Source organism: Pseudomonas sp. IT-P258 (assembly GCF_949767825.1).
GTDB lineage: Bacteria > Pseudomonadota > Gammaproteobacteria > Pseudomonadales > Pseudomonadaceae > Aquipseudomonas > Aquipseudomonas monachiensis.
This window is the reverse complement of record NZ_CATKPU010000087.1, coordinates 112,616-128,757: the sequence shown is the minus strand read 5'-3', so window position 1 is coordinate 128,757 and position 16,142 is coordinate 112,616. Positions and strand designations below refer to the sequence as shown.

The 16,142-nt window shown below is 61.3% G+C and carries 17 protein-coding genes; 4 read left to right on the top strand and 13 right to left on the bottom strand.

The features are described from left to right. The first annotated feature begins 25 nt into the window (after positions 1-25). The 4 genes from lptE (at position 26) to ACM6G4_RS25010 (ending at position 3,387) form a co-directional block, all read left to right on the top strand. Complete coding sequence (gene lptE, locus ACM6G4_RS25025) at positions 26-631, top strand: LPS assembly lipoprotein LptE (RefSeq protein ID WP_414914827.1); 606 nt, start codon at positions 26-28, stop codon at positions 629-631. A 39-nt stretch (positions 632-670) separates the two neighbouring features. Then, entirely contained in the window at positions 671-1,708 is a 1,038-nt protein-coding gene (gene holA, locus ACM6G4_RS25020; RefSeq protein WP_414914826.1) for a DNA polymerase III subunit delta, read from the top strand. Between the two features lie 130 nt (positions 1,709-1,838). Further along, positions 1,839-2,003 carry an alternative ribosome rescue factor ArfA gene (gene arfA, locus ACM6G4_RS25015; RefSeq protein ID WP_414914825.1) on the top strand — a complete coding sequence of 55 codons (165 nt, stop codon included), beginning with the start codon at positions 1,839-1,841 and terminating at the stop codon, positions 2,001-2,003. Positions 2,004-2,064: 61 nt separating this feature from the next. Then, positions 2,065-3,387, top strand: a complete 1,323-nt coding sequence (locus tag ACM6G4_RS25010; RefSeq protein WP_414914824.1) for a lytic murein transglycosylase — start codon at positions 2,065-2,067, stop codon at positions 3,385-3,387. Positions 3,388-3,482: 95 nt separating this feature from the next. Here the strand turns inward: ACM6G4_RS25010 and ACM6G4_RS25005 are convergent, their stop codons facing one another. From ACM6G4_RS25005 to ACM6G4_RS24945, 13 genes are all read right to left on the bottom strand, one after another. Then, complete coding sequence (locus ACM6G4_RS25005; RefSeq protein ID WP_414914823.1) at positions 3,483-4,430, bottom strand: S66 peptidase family protein; 948 nt, start codon at positions 4,428-4,430, stop codon at positions 3,483-3,485. 174 nt (positions 4,431-4,604) lie between these two features. Continuing rightward, entirely contained in the window at positions 4,605-5,603 is a 999-nt protein-coding gene (lipA, locus tag ACM6G4_RS25000) for a lipoyl synthase (RefSeq protein ID WP_414914883.1), read from the bottom strand. A 25-nt stretch (positions 5,604-5,628) separates the two neighbouring features. Continuing rightward, positions 5,629-6,276 (bottom strand): lipoyl(octanoyl) transferase LipB, encoded by a 648-nt coding sequence (lipB, locus tag ACM6G4_RS24995; RefSeq protein ID WP_056728853.1) that lies wholly within the window; start codon positions 6,274-6,276, stop codon positions 5,629-5,631. Next, positions 6,276-6,551 carry a DUF493 domain-containing protein gene (locus ACM6G4_RS24990; RefSeq protein WP_056728855.1) on the bottom strand — a complete coding sequence of 92 codons (276 nt, stop codon included), beginning with the start codon at positions 6,549-6,551 and terminating at the stop codon, positions 6,276-6,278. The genes lipB and ACM6G4_RS24990 overlap by 1 nt, the downstream gene beginning before the upstream one ends. A gap of 83 nt (positions 6,552-6,634) precedes the next feature. Continuing rightward, positions 6,635-7,792 (bottom strand): D-alanyl-D-alanine carboxypeptidase family protein, encoded by a 1,158-nt coding sequence (locus tag ACM6G4_RS24985; RefSeq protein WP_056728857.1) that lies wholly within the window; start codon positions 7,790-7,792, stop codon positions 6,635-6,637. 185 nt (positions 7,793-7,977) lie between these two features. Next, entirely contained in the window at positions 7,978-8,988 is a 1,011-nt protein-coding gene (locus tag ACM6G4_RS24980; protein WP_056728859.1) for a septal ring lytic transglycosylase RlpA family protein, read from the bottom strand. Then, complete coding sequence (mltB, locus tag ACM6G4_RS24975; protein WP_223542019.1) at positions 8,988-9,998, bottom strand: lytic murein transglycosylase B; 1,011 nt, start codon at positions 9,996-9,998, stop codon at positions 8,988-8,990. Before mltB ends, ACM6G4_RS24980 begins: the two co-directional genes overlap by 1 nt. A 17-nt stretch (positions 9,999-10,015) precedes the next feature. Further along, entirely contained in the window at positions 10,016-11,119 is a 1,104-nt protein-coding gene (rodA, locus tag ACM6G4_RS24970; protein WP_056728863.1) for a rod shape-determining protein RodA, read from the bottom strand. A 31-nt stretch (positions 11,120-11,150) separates the two neighbouring features. Then, positions 11,151-13,046, bottom strand: coding sequence for a penicillin-binding protein 2 (gene mrdA / locus ACM6G4_RS24965; RefSeq protein ID WP_056728865.1), 1,896 nt, complete (start codon positions 13,044-13,046; stop codon positions 11,151-11,153). 10 nt (positions 13,047-13,056) lie between these two features. Continuing rightward, a complete protein-coding gene (gene rlmH / locus ACM6G4_RS24960; RefSeq protein ID WP_008052376.1) occupies positions 13,057-13,524 on the bottom strand; it encodes a 23S rRNA (pseudouridine(1915)-N(3))-methyltransferase RlmH in 468 nt (155 codons plus the stop codon). A 9-nt stretch (positions 13,525-13,533) separates the two neighbouring features. Beyond that, positions 13,534-14,028 carry a ribosome silencing factor gene (rsfS, locus tag ACM6G4_RS24955; RefSeq protein ID WP_007975896.1) on the bottom strand — a complete coding sequence of 165 codons (495 nt, stop codon included), beginning with the start codon at positions 14,026-14,028 and terminating at the stop codon, positions 13,534-13,536. A gap of 73 nt (positions 14,029-14,101) precedes the next feature. Further along, complete coding sequence (gene nadD / locus ACM6G4_RS24950; protein ID WP_056728867.1) at positions 14,102-14,791, bottom strand: nicotinate-nucleotide adenylyltransferase; 690 nt, start codon at positions 14,789-14,791, stop codon at positions 14,102-14,104. Position 14,792: 1 nt separating this feature from the next. Next, positions 14,793-16,064, bottom strand: a complete 1,272-nt coding sequence (locus ACM6G4_RS24945; protein WP_414914822.1) for a glutamate-5-semialdehyde dehydrogenase — start codon at positions 16,062-16,064, stop codon at positions 14,793-14,795. Between the last annotated feature and the right edge of the window lie 78 nt (positions 16,065-16,142).

Sequence of the window (16,142 nt, the reverse complement as noted above, 5' to 3'; positions counted from 1 at the left end):
ACATGGTTTCAAGGGGAGCAACAAGATGATCAAACGCAATCTGCTGGTGATAGGCCTCGCGGTTCTGCTGAGCGCCTGCGGTTTCCAGCTGCGCGGCACCGGCACCAATGTACTGGCGATCAAGGAGCTCGACCTGAGCGCCCGTAACGCTTATGGCCCAACCGTTACCCAGTTGCGCCAGGCACTGGAGGGCAGCGGCGTCAAGGTCTATACCGGCGCTCCGTACAAACTGGTGCTGACCAATGAGCAGGAAAGCCAGCGTATCATCAGCTACGCAGGCGCCGGTCGTGCTGGCGAGTACCAGGTCACCACCGTGCTGAGCTACGACATCCGCGGTCGCGGCGATCTGCCCCTGTTGAGTGACAAGCTTGAAGTGCAGAAGATCTATATGCACGACGGCAACAACCTGGTGGGCTCTGACCAGGAAGCCGCAACGGCCCGGACAGAAGGCCGTCGGGAGATGGTCCAGCGCATGATGCTGCGCCTGGAACAACTGACCCCAGGCCAACTGGATCAGTTGCAGCAGACTGCCGAAGCCAGGGCCAAGGCTGACGCCGCTGCACTGGAAGCGGCAAAGAAGGCTGAGGCGCAAACCCCGCGTCAGTCGCCTGTCGAACTGCCGCAGCAGTAAGACTTACGGGGCGCCCAGGCGCCCCGTTCGCCCTCTATTATGAAGCTCGCTCCCGCCCAACTCGCCAAACACCTGCAAGGCGCCCTTGCGCCGGTCTATATCATCAGCGGCGATGACCCGTTGTTGTGCCAGGAGGCGGCCGACGCTGTTCGCGCTGCCGCCCGTCAGCAGGGATTCGATGAACGCCAGGTATTTGCCGCCGACGCCAGTTTCGACTGGGGGACTCTGTTGCAAGCCGGTGCCAGCATGTCGCTGTTCGCCGAAAAGCGCCTGCTGGAGCTGCGCCTGCCTTCCGGCAAACCCGGCGACAAGGGCGCTGCCGCGCTGATTGAGTACTGCTCGCGCCCGGCCGAGGACACCGTGCTGCTGATCAGCTTGCCGAAGCTCGATGGCAGCGCGCAGAAAACCAAGTGGGGCAAAGCGCTGGTCGAAGGGCCGCAGACCCAGTTCGTGCAGATTTGGCCGGTCGATGTCGCCCAGTTGCCAAGCTGGATCCGCCAACGTTTGTCCCAGGCCGGGCTTTCCGCCAGCCAGGACGCCGTTGAGCTGATCGCGGCACGGGTCGAGGGCAACTTGCTGGCCGCCGCCCAGGAAATCGAAAAGCTCAAGCTGATGGCCGAAGGCGGTCAGATCACCGTTGAAACCGTGCAGGCTGCGGTGGCAGACAGTGCGCGCTTCGATGTCTTTGGCCTGACCGATGCGGTGCTCAATGGCGAAGCCGCCCACGCCTTGCGCATGCTCGAAGGGTTGCGCGGTGAAGGCGTCGAGCCGCCGGTGATTCTTTGGGCCCTGGCCCGGGAGTTGCGCCTGCTGGCCAATATTTCCCTGCAATACAGCCAGGGCACCCCCCTGGACAAGGCCTTCAGCCAGGCCAAACCGCCAGTCTGGGACAAACGTAAACCGTTGGTGAACAAGGCCCTGCAACGCTACTCGGCCCAACGCTGGGCGCAACTGCTGCTCGAAGCGCAACGCATTGATGCGCAGATCAAAGGCCAGGCGGCCGGTTCGCCGTGGATGAGTTTGAGCCGGTTGACGTTGTTGATGGCCGGGCAGCGTCTGACATTGCCCGCTGAATAGCCCCCTCGCCACAGAAACCACATCGCTATCAAGATCAATGAAAGGTCCTACACAATGTAGGGACTAGACAGATCCCGAACTTCGGCCGATGATTTGCCCCGCAAAAACCACTCACTTGCGAGGCATCATCATGAGCAAAAAGCCATCAACGCATGGCCCCAACAAGGCCAAATCCATCATCGCCCAGCCATTGTTCCGCAGCCGCAAGGAACGCCCGGCCAAGGGCAAAGGCAGTTACCGCCGCGAAGCCTTCCAGTCTGACAACTGGGAGGCTTCTTACTTTCTGGCTGCGTAAAGCAGAACACCCCTTCGACATGTTAAGGTCTGTACCTGATTCGTATTCCCTGGACCCGTGCATGCCCTTTTGTCTTTCCCGTCGTTGGCACCTGCGCCAATTGATCGCTGCCTCCAGCCTAGTTTTGCTTGTCGCCTGTGCGGAAAAACCGACCGCAGCCGACGCTCAGCCGCTTCAGACACTTCCTGTCGCCACCGCCCCGGCGGTTGTTCCGCCAGTGATTCCGACCGGTGAGAACCTCGACATCCAGCCGACCCAGACTTTCGCCGAATGGCAGGCGGGTTTCCGCAAGGATGCCCTGGCCGCCGGTATCCGCGCCGATCTGTTTGATCGCGCTTTCGCCAATGTCAGCTTCGATCCCAGTGTGATTCGTGCCGATCGCAGCCAACCGGAATTCGCAAAACCGGTGTGGGAATACCTGGACGGCGCCTTGTCGCCGCTGCGGGTACGCAAAGGCCAGTCGCTGATCGACCAGTACGCCGACATCTTGCAAGGCATCGAGCAGCGCTACGGCGTCGATCGCCAGGCGCTGGTGGCGGTGTGGGGCATGGAAAGCAACTTTGGGCAGTTCCAGGGCAGCAAGTCGGTGATCAACTCACTGGCGACCCTGGCCTATGAAGGCCGCCGCCCCGGCTTCGCCCACGCGCAGTTGATCGCGGCCCTGCAAATTCTGCAACAAGGCGACATCGAACCCGAGAAGATGCTCGGATCCTGGGCCGGCGCCATGGGCCAGACCCAGTTCATCCCGACCACCTACAACACCCACGCCGTCGATTTCGACGGCGACGGCCGTCGCGATATCTGGGGCAGCTCGGCTGACGCCCTGGCCTCGACCGCGCATTACCTGCAAAGCTCCGGCTGGCAGAGAGGTCAGCCGTGGGGCTTTGAAGTCCAGCTGCCGGGCGGCTTCAACTACGTGCTGGCCGATGGCACGATTCGCAAGAGTGTCGCCGAGTGGCGCCAACTGGGCGTTACGCTGCCCAACGGTGGCCAGGTCCCGGCAGGCTCCGAGCAGTTGTCCGCGGCCCTGCTGCTGCCGGCTGGCTACCGTGGCCCGGCCTTCCTGGTGCTCGATAACTTCCGCGCGATCCTCAAGTACAACAATTCGTCGTCCTACGCCTTGGGGGTTAGCCTGCTGTCGGAACGCTTCAATGGCGCAGGCCTGATCAGCGGCACCTGGCCAAAGGATGACCTGCCTCTGAGCCGCACCGAGCGGATCGAGCTGCAGAACCTGCTGAGCGCGCAAAACTATGACGCCGGTACCGCCGACGGGATCATCGGCGCCAATACCCGCAAGGCGATCCGCAGTGCCCAGCAGTCGTTTGGCTGGCCGGCGGACGGGTATCCGACGCACAAGCTGCTGGAAGGATTGCGTAACCGTTAAAAGCAAAAGATCGCAGCCTGCGGCAGCTCCTACGGGTGTACACAAAACCCCGTAGGAGCTGCCGCAGGCTGCGATCTTTTCAAGATATTCGCGACTTACCTGATTACCACATCCTGCTCCAGCACCAATTCCTTGTTCCCGGCATCCAGCCTGACCAATGCGCCCATGGGCAGCGTCAGGTTCGGGTCGCAATGCCCACTGCGCCACCCGGACAGCACAGGAATTTTCAATGGCTCGAAGGTCTGCTTGAGCAACCTGTCCAGCGCTGCCACCTCAACCCCCGCCACGTCCCCGACCAATACGCCGCGCAGCTTGTGCAAGGTGCCAGCCAGCCGCAGCTGGGTCAGCAACCGGTCGATGCGGTACAGCGGCTCGTTGATGTCCTCGATCACCAGAATGACGCCCTCGGCATCAATCTCGTAGGGCGTGCCCATGGTCGCGGCGATCATGGCCAGATTGCCTCCGAGCAAGCGCCCATGAGCCACGCCCGGCTCGATCGTGGTCAGCGGGTAAGCCACTGGATGAGCCAGCACCGCGCCCGCCCTCACCTGCCCGCGCAGCATGTTGAAGAACGAAGACTCGGTAGGTATTTGCTTGCCCCCCAGCAGATCGGCATTGAGCAACGGACCATGAAAGGTCACGAAGCCGGCATAACGACTGATCGCCAAATGCAAAGCGGTGATGTCGCTGTAGCCGACGAACGGCTTGGCGTTGTCACGCAGCAAATCAAAATCGATACGATCGAGCAGCCGCGGCGTGCCGTAACCACCGCGCAGGCAGATGATGGCATCCACCTCGCTGTCGGCGAACGCTGCATGCAGGTCGCCCAGTCGCACTTCGTCGCTCCCGGCCAGGTAGCCGTTTTTTTCGTAGACCCCGGGAAACAATTTCAGTGAATAACCCCGGGCACGCATCCATTGCACCGCCTTGTCGGTGTCCAGCGGCGCGGGACCGGCGGGTGCGATAACGCCGATCATGCCTTCCGACGGCAGTGCCGGGACGGGAGCATGAGGGCAAAGGGTGTGGGTCGGTCGAGCGGTCATCCGTGAATCTCCCTGCGTGAAATCTTCAGCACACAGTAGTCAGGAACGGGGACAAACAGAAGAGGAACCGTTGCCCCGCAGGTTGCAGGAAAAAACAGCCATTGCCGTAGGCCAGGCAAAAAAACGCCCGCGAGGCTGGATGCCGTGCGGGCGCTTTTCATTTCATTGCGTCGATCAGGACGACATCAGCTCGGCCTTGACCAGCTTGGCCTGTTCGTCAGCGTGATACGAGGAGCGTACCAGCGGACCCGAGGCAACGTTCTTGAAGCCCATCTTGTAGCCTTCCTCGGCGAACCAGGCGAAGGTGTCCGGGTGCACGAAGCGCTGCACCGGCAAGTGGCTGCGGGACGGCTGCAGGTACTGGCCCAGGGTCAGCATGTCGATGTCGTGCTCGCGCATGCGCTTCATGACTTCGATGACTTCTTCGTCGGTCTCGCCCAGGCCCAGCATCAGGCCGGACTTGGTCGGAATGTGCGGCATCATCTGCTTGAAGCGTTGCAGCAGGGTCAGCGACCACTGGTAGTCCGAACCCGGACGCGCAGCCTTGTACAGGCGCGGCACGGTTTCCAGGTTGTGGTTGAACACATCCGGCGGCTCGGCAGCGGTGATTTCCAGTGCGACGTCCATGCGACCACGGTAGTCCGGGACCAGGGTCTCGAGCTGCACGTTCGGCGACAGTTTGCGGATTTCACGGATGCAGTCGGCAAAGTGCTGGGCACCGCCGTCACGCAGGTCGTCGCGGTCCACCGAGGTGATCACCACGTACTTCAGGCGCAGGTCGGCAATGGCAATGGCCAGGCTTTCCGGCTCGTTGACGTCCAGTGGCTTCGGACGACCGTGGCCAACATCGCAGAACGGGCAGCGACGGGTGCAGATGTCACCCATGATCATGAAAGTCGCGGTGCCACCGGAGAAGCACTCGCCCAGGTTCGGGCAGGACGCCTCTTCGCACACACTGTGCAGCTTATGTTTGCGCAGCAGGGCCTTGATGCGGTCGACTTCCGGCGAAACCGGGATGCGTACACGAATCCAGTCTGGTTTCTTCGGCAGTTCGGTGGTGGGAATGATCTTTACCGGGATGCGTGCAACCTTTTCGGCGCCGCGCAGCTTGACGCCCGCTTCAACCTTGGGACGCGGGGCCGGGCGCTCGGAGACATCGAGCGTCGGGATCATGGTTTGCACTGCATCAGTAGTCATATCAGTCGATTCCGCCCGTCAGGGTCGTCTGCTCAGCATAGTCGAGGTGTTTGACGAGCTGCGCGCGCAGCCGGGCACTTACCTCGGCAAATTCAATCGATCCTGCGTGATCGCTCAGCTGGGTCATCGCCAGCCCGGCATAGCCGCAGGGATTAATCCGTCGAAACGGTTCCAGGTTCATGTCCACGTTCAAGGCCAGGCCATGAAAGGAACAGCCGTGGCGGATCCGTAGACCCAGGGAGGCGATTTTCGCCCCGTCGACGTAGACACCCGGTGCATCGGGCTTGGCCACGGCGGTGACACCGTAACTGGCCAGTAGCTCGATCAGGCAGAGCTCCATCCGGCTGACCAGATCGCGCACGCCAAATCCGAGCTTGCGCACGTCCAGCAGCAGATAAGCCACCAACTGGCCGGGGCCGTGGTAGGTCACCTGACCACCACGGTCAACCTGCACCACCGGGATATCACCGGGAAGCAGCAGGTGCTCGGCCTTGCCGGCCTGGCCCTGTGTGAACACCGCAGGGTGTTCCACCAGCCAGATCTCGTCGGCGGCATCGCTGCCGCGTTCGTTGGTGAAGCGTTGCATGGCGTGCCAGACCGGCTCGTAAGCCATCTGGCCAAGTTCACGAAAGCCCAGCGTGCCTGACATCACAACACCATGTGCACGAAACCGGTTGCCCGCAGTTCGCTGTTGATGTTGTACAGCTGGTCCTGGTCCGTCGCGACGATGTGCAACTGAATCGTGGTGTATTTGCCGTTGCTGCTCTGGCGCTCGTCAATACGCTCATCATTGATCTTGGCGTACTTGCTGACGATGTCGATGATTCTGTCCTTGTTGCCCACGCCGGTGTCGCTGATCACCTTAACCGGGTAATCATTGGCAGGGAACTCGATCTTTGGCGCCTTTACTTCGGTATCGGTCATGGCGTAACGGCCTCGTAAGCGTAAGCCGTGGCGACGGCAAAGCCCCGCGCCGGATCAGCGCAGGGCCATGCAGGTGCACACTATCAGTTGAACAAGCCGTAGAAGAATAGACGGATGCTATCCCACATGCGGCGGAAGATACCACCCTCTTCGACGCCATCCAGGGCGATCAGATCGGCGCTGTGCACCACCTTGTCGTCCAGTTTGACTTCGACTTTACCGATCACGTCGCCTTTGGCGATTGGCGCGATCAGCTGCGGGTTCATGGTCATGCTGGCAGCGAGCTTTTTCAGCTGGCCTTTTGGCAGGGTCATGGTCAGGTCTTGCGCCAGGCCAGCCTTGACCTGGTTGGTGGAACCTTTCCAGACTGGAGCCTGAGCCAGCTCGGTGCCCTTCTGGTAGAAGGTCTGGGTTTCGAAGAAACGGAAACCGTAGGTCAGCAGCTTCTGGGTTTCGGCGGCACGGGCCACTTCGCTATTGGTGCCGAAGACCACGGCGATCAGGCGCATGCCATCACGTACGGCCGAGGACACCATGCAGTAGCCGGCTTCGTCGGTGTGGCCGGTTTTCAGACCGTCGACGGTCTTGTCACGCCACAACAGCAGGTTGCGGTTCGGCTGCTTGATGCCGTTCCAGAAGAACTCTTTCTGCGAGTAGATCGCGTAGTGAGCCGGGTCTTCGTGGATGATCGCGCGAGCCAGCACAGCCATGTCGTGAGCCGACGAATAGTGCTCCGGGTTCGGCAGTCCGGTCGGGTTCATGAAGTGGCTGTTGGTCATGCCCAGGTCGCCAACGGTTTTGTTCATCATGTCGGCGAACGCGTCTTCGCTGCCGGCGATGTGCTCGGAGAGCGCAACACTGGCGTCGTTGCCCGACTGGATGATGATGCCGTGCAGCAGGTCGCTGACGGTGACCTGAGAGCCGACCTTGATGAACATCCGCGAACCGCCGGTACGCCAGGCGTTTTCGCTGACGGTTACCGGGTCGTTTTCGCCGATCTGGCCACGACGGATTTCCAGGGTCGCGATGTACGCGGTCATCAGCTTGGTCAGGCTGGCCGGTGGCAGACGCTGGTCACCATTGTTCTCGACCAGCACGTTGCCGCTGCTGGCATCCATGAGCACATAGGCCTTGGCGGCCAGTTGTGGTGGCGAAGGCATCATCTCGACCGCGAATGCGGCGGGTGAGAGAAGCAGCGGGACTAGCAGGAACAGGCGTTTGGCAAAGGTGGTGATGTTCATCCGTCTCTCGAAATCGCTAATGGAAACTGCCCAAGGGCAAAACTAATCAGATGACTTTCTAACGAGTCATCGCGTGTTCAGTTGCTCACTCCAATCACCCTTTGCCGGGCTTTTGTTCTTCGAAGAGCCAACAACCTGGTTCACCCCCCAAAACCGCAGATGAACCGTCAATCAAGTCCTACGTATTACTCAGTCACAACGCTTGGCGAACCGAGATTGGCCAGCCGGACACTGTTCTGCACCTGCTGGATTTCACCCGGCGATCCGATCGGGCCCAGGCGAACCCGATGCAGGGTCTGCTGATTGCGCACGATCGAGCTGATGAACACCGGAGCGCTCACCATCCCGCTGAGCTTCGATCTCAGGAGTTCTGCAGCGTCCGGGTTGGCGAACGCGCCCACCTGCAGATACTGGCCAGAGGCTGATGCAGAAGCGTTTTTTTTTGCATCAAGCTGCACAGGCACCACCGCGGCGGCGTGTTGCTGCGGCGGCGGTGTCCATTGCTCAACGGTACCGGCCGAAGCCGTAATCACCGGGGCGCTATTCTGCGCGACTTTCGGTTCGTTGAGCATTAATGGTGCCGGACGGCCCTTGGCGGCCCACCATTGCTGCGGGTCGATGCCTTCGACCTTGACCCGCGCCGTGCCGGTTTCGGCGTAACCGAGCTTCTTGGCGGCAGCGTAGGACAAGTCGATGATCCGGTCCGAGTAGAACGGACCGCGGTCGTTGACTCGCAGAATCACGCTCTTGTTGTTGTCCAGGTTGGTCACCCGGACGTAGCTTGGCAGTGGCAATGTCTTGTGCGCGGCACTCATGCCGTACAGGTCATACACTTCGCCGTTGGCAGTGTTCTGACCGTGGAACTTGGTGCCGTACCAGGACGCCGTGCCCGACTGCACGTAGGTCTTGGACTCTTGCAGCGGAAAGTATGTCTTGCCCAGCACGGTGTACGGGTTGGCCTTGTACGGGCCGGTATGCAGGGTCGGCGTGGCGTCCGGGATGCGCGAAACATCGACATCCCACCATGGCGCGCCATCCTTGTGGGCGCGGTTGATGTCCAGCCCCGGCGTCGTGCGCACGGCGGCGGTGCTGGTCTTCTGGGCTGGCGCGCGGCTGGTCGAACAACTGGCGACCAGCACTGCCAGCGCGGCGAATGCCATCAGCTTCAGGGGTTTATTGATAGGCAATGCCCGCATTACTTGACGCCCCGTGCTTGGACCAGCTGTTCAGACAGTTGATGTACGGCCATGGCGTACATCACGCTGCGGTTATATCGCGTGATCGCGTAAAAATTCTTCAGGCCCATCCAGTACTCGGGGCCATTGTCGCCTTCCAGGCGGAACGCAGTAACCGGCATATCATCGCGCAGCGCATCATGACTTGACCACCCCAGGGCTCGCAACTCCCCGACGGTTTTCGTCGGTTCGATTCCTGTGGTCAGACCTTCGTCGACCTGATCGCCACGGACATCGGCGCGGCTGACCACCGGTTCGCCTGCAACCCAGCCATGACGCTTGAAGTAACTGGCGACACTGCCGATGGCATCGTCCGGGTTGGTCCAGATGTTGATATGGCCATCACCGTCGAAATCCACCGCATAGGCGCGGAAACTGCTCGGCATGAATTGCGGCAATCCCATTGCGCCGGCGTAGGAGCCTTTGAGCGTCAATGGATCGACCTGCTCTTCACGGGCCAGCAGCAGGAACTCACGCAACTCCTTGCGGAAAAACTCGGCACGGGGAGGATAGTCGAAACCCAGGGTCGACAAGGCATCGATCACCCGGAAATTTCCGGTATTACGGCCGAAAAAGGTTTCAACGCCGATGATCGAGACAATCACCTGGGCCGGCACGCCGTATTCCTGCTCGGCACGGGCCAGCACCGCTTCGTGCTGACGCCAGAAATCCACACCCCGGGCGATGCGCGCATCGGTGATGAACATCGGGCGATATTCGCTCCACTGCTTAACCCGTTCGGCGGGTTTCGAGATGGCGTCCAGAATCGACTGCTTGCGCTCGGCCTCGCGGAACACGCCCATCAATTGCTCACCGGCGAAACCGTAGTCGCGGGTCATTTCACCGACGAATTCGGCCACCTGGGGTGAGCCTTCGTAGTCGCCGGCCAACGCTTCCTGCATGGTGCCAAGGATGCTTACCAGGCCGACCCATGGCGCGTATCGAGTCGCCCAGCCACGCATTACTTGCATTGAAAATTTCACCTTATTCAAACCTGCGCGATCCACTTGCGATGGGTATGGATCGACATCAAAACCCCAAACGCTGACAGTAGCGTTACCAGCGAAGTTCCTCCGTAGCTAATGAAAGGCAACGGCACCCCCACCACCGGCAACAGGCCACTGACCATACCGATGTTGACGAAAACATAAACAAAAAACGTCATGGTCAGGCTGCCCGCGAGCAACTTGCCGAACAATGTCTGCGCTTGGGCAGTAATCACCAGGCCGCGGCCGATCAACAGCAGGTAGATCAGCAACAGCGCGCAGATCCCCACCAGGCCGAACTCTTCACCCAGTACCGCAATGATGAAGTCGGTATGGCTTTCCGGCAGGAAGTCCAGGTGCGACTGGGTACCCAGCAACCAGCCCTTGCCGAACACACCACCGGAGCCGATGGCGGCCTTGGACTGGATGATGTTCCAGCCGGTACCGAGCGGATCGCTCTCCGGGTCGAGGAACGTCAGGATTCGCTGCTTCTGGTAGTCGTGCATGATGAAGAACCACATGGCAATCGCCACGGGAACGGCGGCGGCCAGCACGCTGAGGATCCAGCGCCAGCGCAGGCCACCCATGAACAGCACGAATGCGCCGCCGGCCAGGATCAGCAGCGAAGTGCCCAGGTCCGGTTGCCGCACGATCAGAATGAACGGCACGCCGATCAGCATCAGGCTGACGCCCACATGTTTGAGCTGGGGCGGCAATGTGCGTTTGGACAAATACCAGGCAATGGTCGCCGGCATCAGGATCTTCATGAATTCCGAGGGCTGGAAGCGAATCACCCCGGGAATATTGATCCAGCGGGTAGCGCCCATGGCGTTGTGGCCCATGATGTCCACCACCAGCAACAGCATCACCCCGACCACGTAGCCCAGTGGCACCCAGCGTGCCATGAATCGCGGCTCGAACTGGGCGATGACGATCATCGACACCAGGCCGATGCCAAACGAAGTGGCTTGCTTGCCCAGCAGATCCCAGCTCTTGCCGCTGGCCGAATACAGCACGAACAGGCTGCCGGCGGCGAGGGTCAGCAGCAGGATCAGCAGCGGGCCGTCAATGTGCAGGCGTTGTAGCAGCGTCGCACGGCGACGCATCACATCCTCACTGGAGAGCATGCGATCAAAATTATTCATCACGGGCCGTGGCCTCCGCGCTAGTAGGGCTGGCGTATTCGGCTTTGAGGTGCCCGTTCTGGTCGAGCAACCAGGCGTCCATGATCTGACGCACCACTGGCGCGGCGACGCCGGAGCCGGACTCACCGTTCTCGACCATCACCGACACCACAATCTGCGGATCGTCCGCCGGGGCGAAGCCCACGAACAAGGCGTGGTCGCGGTGGCGCTCCTGAACCTTGGAGCGGTCGTACTTCTCGCCCTGCTTGATCGCGACCACCTGGGCCGTACCACTCTTGCCCGCGATACGGTACTGCGCACCGATCGAAGCCTTGCGTGCGGTCCCGCGGGCGCCGTGCATCACCTGCTGCATGCCGTGGTTGACCTTGGTCCAGTCAGACGGATCGCGCAGGATAATGTCCGGCATCGGGTTCTGATCCACCGGTTTCTCGCCTTCGATGGTCTTGGCCAGGTGAGGACGGTTCCAGATGCCTTTGTTGGCCACCAGCGCCGTGGCCTGGGCCAGTTGCAGTGGGGTCGACTGCATGTAGCCCTGACCGATCCCGAGAATCAGCGTTTCGCCCGGGAACCATGCCTGGCGACGGGTCGCGCGCTTCCATTCGCGGGTCGGCATCAGACCCGGCGATTCCTCGAACATGTCCAGGGAAACCTTCTGACCGATACCGAACTTGGACAGATACGACGACAACCGATCGATCCCCAGCTTGTGGGCAAGGTCATAGAAGTAAGTGTCGTTGGAACGCATGATCGCCGTGTCGAGGTCGACAAAACCATCACCGGTGCGGTTCCAGTTGCGGTACTTGTGATCGTAGTTGGGCAGCATGTAGTAACCGGGGTCGAACACCCGGGTCGAGGCCGTCACCACGCCCGAATCCAGACCGGCAATCGCCACAGCAGGCTTGATGGTCGAACCCGGCGGGTACAGACCGCGCAATACGCGGTTGAACAGCGGCCGGTCGATGGAGTCGCGCAGTTCGGAATAGGCCTTGGAGCTGATGCCGGTGACGAACAGGTTCGGATCGAAGCTCGGCTGACTGACCATCGCCAGCACCTCGCCGGTTTTCGGGTTCAGGGCCACCACCGCACCACGACGACCGCCGAGCGCGGCTTCGGCGGCTTCCTGCAATTTGATGTCCAGGCTCAGGACGATGTCTTTGCCGGAAACCGGTTCGGTGCGCTTGAGCACCCGCAATACACGGCCCCGAGCGTTGGTCTCGACCTCCTCGTAACCCACCTGACCATGCAGCTCCGGCTCATAAAAGCGCTCGATGCCGGTTTTGCCGATCTGATGGGTGCCGCTATAACTGACCGGGTCCAGAGACTTGAGCTCTTTCTCGTTGATCCGCCCCATGTAGCCCACCGAGTGCGCAAAATGCGCGCCCTGGGGATAGTGACGAACCAGTTGCGCGACCACTTCCACCCCCGGCAGCCTGAACTGGTTCACGGCAATTCGCGCGATCTGCTCTTCAGTCAGCTCAAACAGGATCGGCACCGGCTCGAACGGCCGACGCCCCTGACGCATGCGCTTCTCAAAGATCACCCGGTCCTCGGGTGTCAGTTCCAGCACTTCGACGATCACGTCGAGTACTTGCTGCCAATCGCCAGAACGCTCGCGGGTCATGCTCAGGCTGAAACTGGGCCGGTTGTCGGCAATCACAACGCCATTGCGGTCGAAAATCAGCCCGCGAGTGGGTGGAATCGGCTGCACATGGACGCGGTTGTTTTCCGACAGGGTCGAATGGTACTCGTACTGGATCACTTGCAAGAAATACAGGCGAGCGATCAGTACGCCAATCAGCGCTACCACCGCAATTGCCCCGAACACGACGCGCCCACGCACCAGACGGGCGTCTTTTTCGTGGTCCTTGATGCGGATCGGCTGGGACATGGGGGCAGAACTACTTGTGGTAAGGGTGACCGGACAGCACGGTCCAGGCACGGTACATCTGTTCGCCGATCAGGATCCGCACCAGCGGGTGCGGCAAGGTCAGCGGCGACAACGACCAGCGCTGGTCAGCCCGCGCACAGACTTCCGGCGCCAGCCCTTCGGGGCCACCGACCATGAAGTTGACGGTGCGTGAGTCCAGCCGCCAGCGATCGAGTTCGACCGCCAGTTGCTCGGTGCTCCAGGGCTTGCCATGGACTTCGAGAGTGACAATCCGCTCGTTCGGCCCGACCTTGGCCAGCATGGCTTCGCCTTCCTGGCGGATGAAACGGGCCACGTCGGCGTTCTTGCCACGGGTATTGAGCGGAATTTCCACCAGTTCCAGCGCCAGCTCGGACGGAAGACGCTTGGCATATTCATGCCAGCCTTCTTCCACCCATTTGGGCATGCGTGAACCGACGGCGATCAGTCGCAGTCGCACAGCGGTCCCTTATTCCTGGTCTTTGTTGAGCTTGTTGAAGTGCTCGTGACCAACTTCAGGGCTGTGGTGCTTGCCATCGGCTGCACGGCTCTGCTCGGCACCTTTCCACAGGCGCTCCAGGTCGTAGAACTGACGGGCGTTGGAGGTCATCATATGAACGATCACGTCGTCCATGTCCAACAGCACCCAGTCGCTGTCGCCCTTGCCTTCTTCACCCAGCGGCTTGATACCCAGGGCTTTGACGGCCTCGCGAACCTTGTCCAGCATCGCGCCGATCTGGCGGTTGGAGGTACCGGTGGCGATGATCATGTAGTCAGTGATGCTCTGCTTGTCGCGAACATCAATCACCAGCACGTCCTGGGCCTTGACGTCTTCCAGGGCGGCTACGGCGATCTTGACCAGCTCGTCGCCTTTAGGCGGCTCGGCGGCGAGGACCTTTTCCGGCAACGGGGCACTCTTGAATGTGCCTTTGCGTTTTACTTTGCTTTCGTTGTTGCTCGTCATATAAAACTCGTTTTGCTCGTATGTTCGGGCGCTTCAATACACGTTGTTGCCACGTGCCTTGAGGCACTCCTATTCAGTTCGACGCACGGTACAGACCGTGCGCATCGATGTAGGCCAGGACCGCGTCGGGCACCAGGAAACGTACCGACTTACCGCTGGCCAGCAGTTGACGGATCTGGGTGGCGGATACCGCGAGCGGTGTCTGCCAGACGAATGCAATCTGTCCGCTCGGCCCTTTGAGGGCCAGCGGGTCGCTCACCGAGCGCGCTGCCAGCAGGTTGCGCAAGGCATCCGGCGGTTCGCTGTCGGCATCCGGGCGTTGCAACACCAGGATATGGCAATGCTGGAGCAACTCTTCCCAGCGGTGCCAAGTGGGCAGGCCGCAAAAAGCGTCCCAGCCCAAAAGCAGAAAAACCTGGTCGGATTCGGCCAGTTCGGCGCGCATCAGTTCCAGGGTATCAATGGTGTAGGACGGTTTGTCCCGCTGCAATTCGCGGGCGTCCACCACCAACGGCGCCACACCGGCCACCGCGCACTCGACCATCGCCAGACGGTCTTTTGCCGACACCTGCGGCTTGTCCCGATGGGGCGGCCTGGCACTGGGTGTCAGGCGCAACTCATCGAGGGCCAGGGTTTCGGCGACTTCCAGCGCACCGCGCAAATGGCCGATGTGCACCGGGTCGAACGTTCCGCCCAGCACGCCAATGCGGCGAGGGGCTGGCTCGCTGGCAGTGACCGGGGCTGACGGGTCGAAGTCGCCCAAGTCAGACCGGCTCCTGTCCGCGCAGCTGCCCGTCGCCGACCACGATGTACTTCTCGCAGGTCAGTCCTTCGAGGCCCACCGGGCCGCGGGCGTGCAGCTTATCAGTAGAAATGCCGATCTCGGCACCCAATCCGTATTCGAAGCCATCGGCGAAGCATGTCGGGGTATTGATCATCACCGACGAGGAATCGACTTCAGCCACGAAACGCCGGGTGTCGCCCTGGTGTTCGCTGACAATCGAATCGGTGTGATGGGAGCCGTAATGATTGATGTGCTCGATGGCCTGGTCCAGTCCGTCGACCACGCGGATCGACAGAATTGCCGCCAGGTACTCGGTGCTCCAGTCTTGCTCGGTGGCCGGCACGGCCTCGATGATCGCCCGGGTGCGCTCGCAACCGCGCAGCTCGACGCCTTTTTCGCGGAACTGGGCAGCCATCGCCGGCAGGAACTCCTTGGCGACGGTTTGATCCACCAGCAGCGTTTCCATGGCTCCGCAGATGCCATAACGGTAAGTCTTGGCGTTGAACGCGATGCGCTGGGCCTTGGCCAGGTCGGCATGCTCACTCACGTAAACATGGCAGATGCCGTCCAGGTGCTTGATCACCGGGACACGGGCATCACGGCTGACGCGCTCGATCAGGCCACGGCCGCCGCGCGGTACGATGACATCGACGTACTCAGGCATGGTGATCAGCGCGCCGACGGCAGCGCGATCGGTGGTTTCGACCACTTGCACCACCGCGGCCGGCAGATCGGCCTCGGCCAGGCCACGCTGAATGCAGGCGGCGATGGCGCGATTGGAATGAATCGCCTCGGAACCGCCACGCAGGATGGTTGCGTTACCGGACTTCAGGCACAGGCTCGCGGCATCGATGGTCACGTTCGGCCGCGACTCGTAGATGATTCCGATCACGCCCAACGGCACACGCATCTTGCCGACCTGAATACCGGACGGACGGAAGCTCATGTCGCGGATCGCGCCTACCGGGTCCGGCAGGGCCGCTACCTGACGCAGGCCGACGATCATGCCGTCGATACGCGCCGGGGTCAGCGCCAGGCGTTCGAGCAGGGCCGGCTCAAGACCATTGGCACGACCGGCGGCCAAATCCTGTTCATTGGCCGCCGTCAGCTCGGCGCGGGCAGCGTCCAGCGCGTTGGCGGTGGCCTGCAGGGCGCGGTTCTTCTGCGCGGTACTGGCACGGCCGATCACGCGGGAAGCTTCGCGGGCAGCGCGACCCAGGCGGGTCATATAGTCAAGAACGGACTCAGTCATGGTCTGGCGTGGTCTTTGATTAGGTCTTGGTAAAGAGTAAAGCGACAGATTATAGCTGTCGCGCCCACTGACTAACAG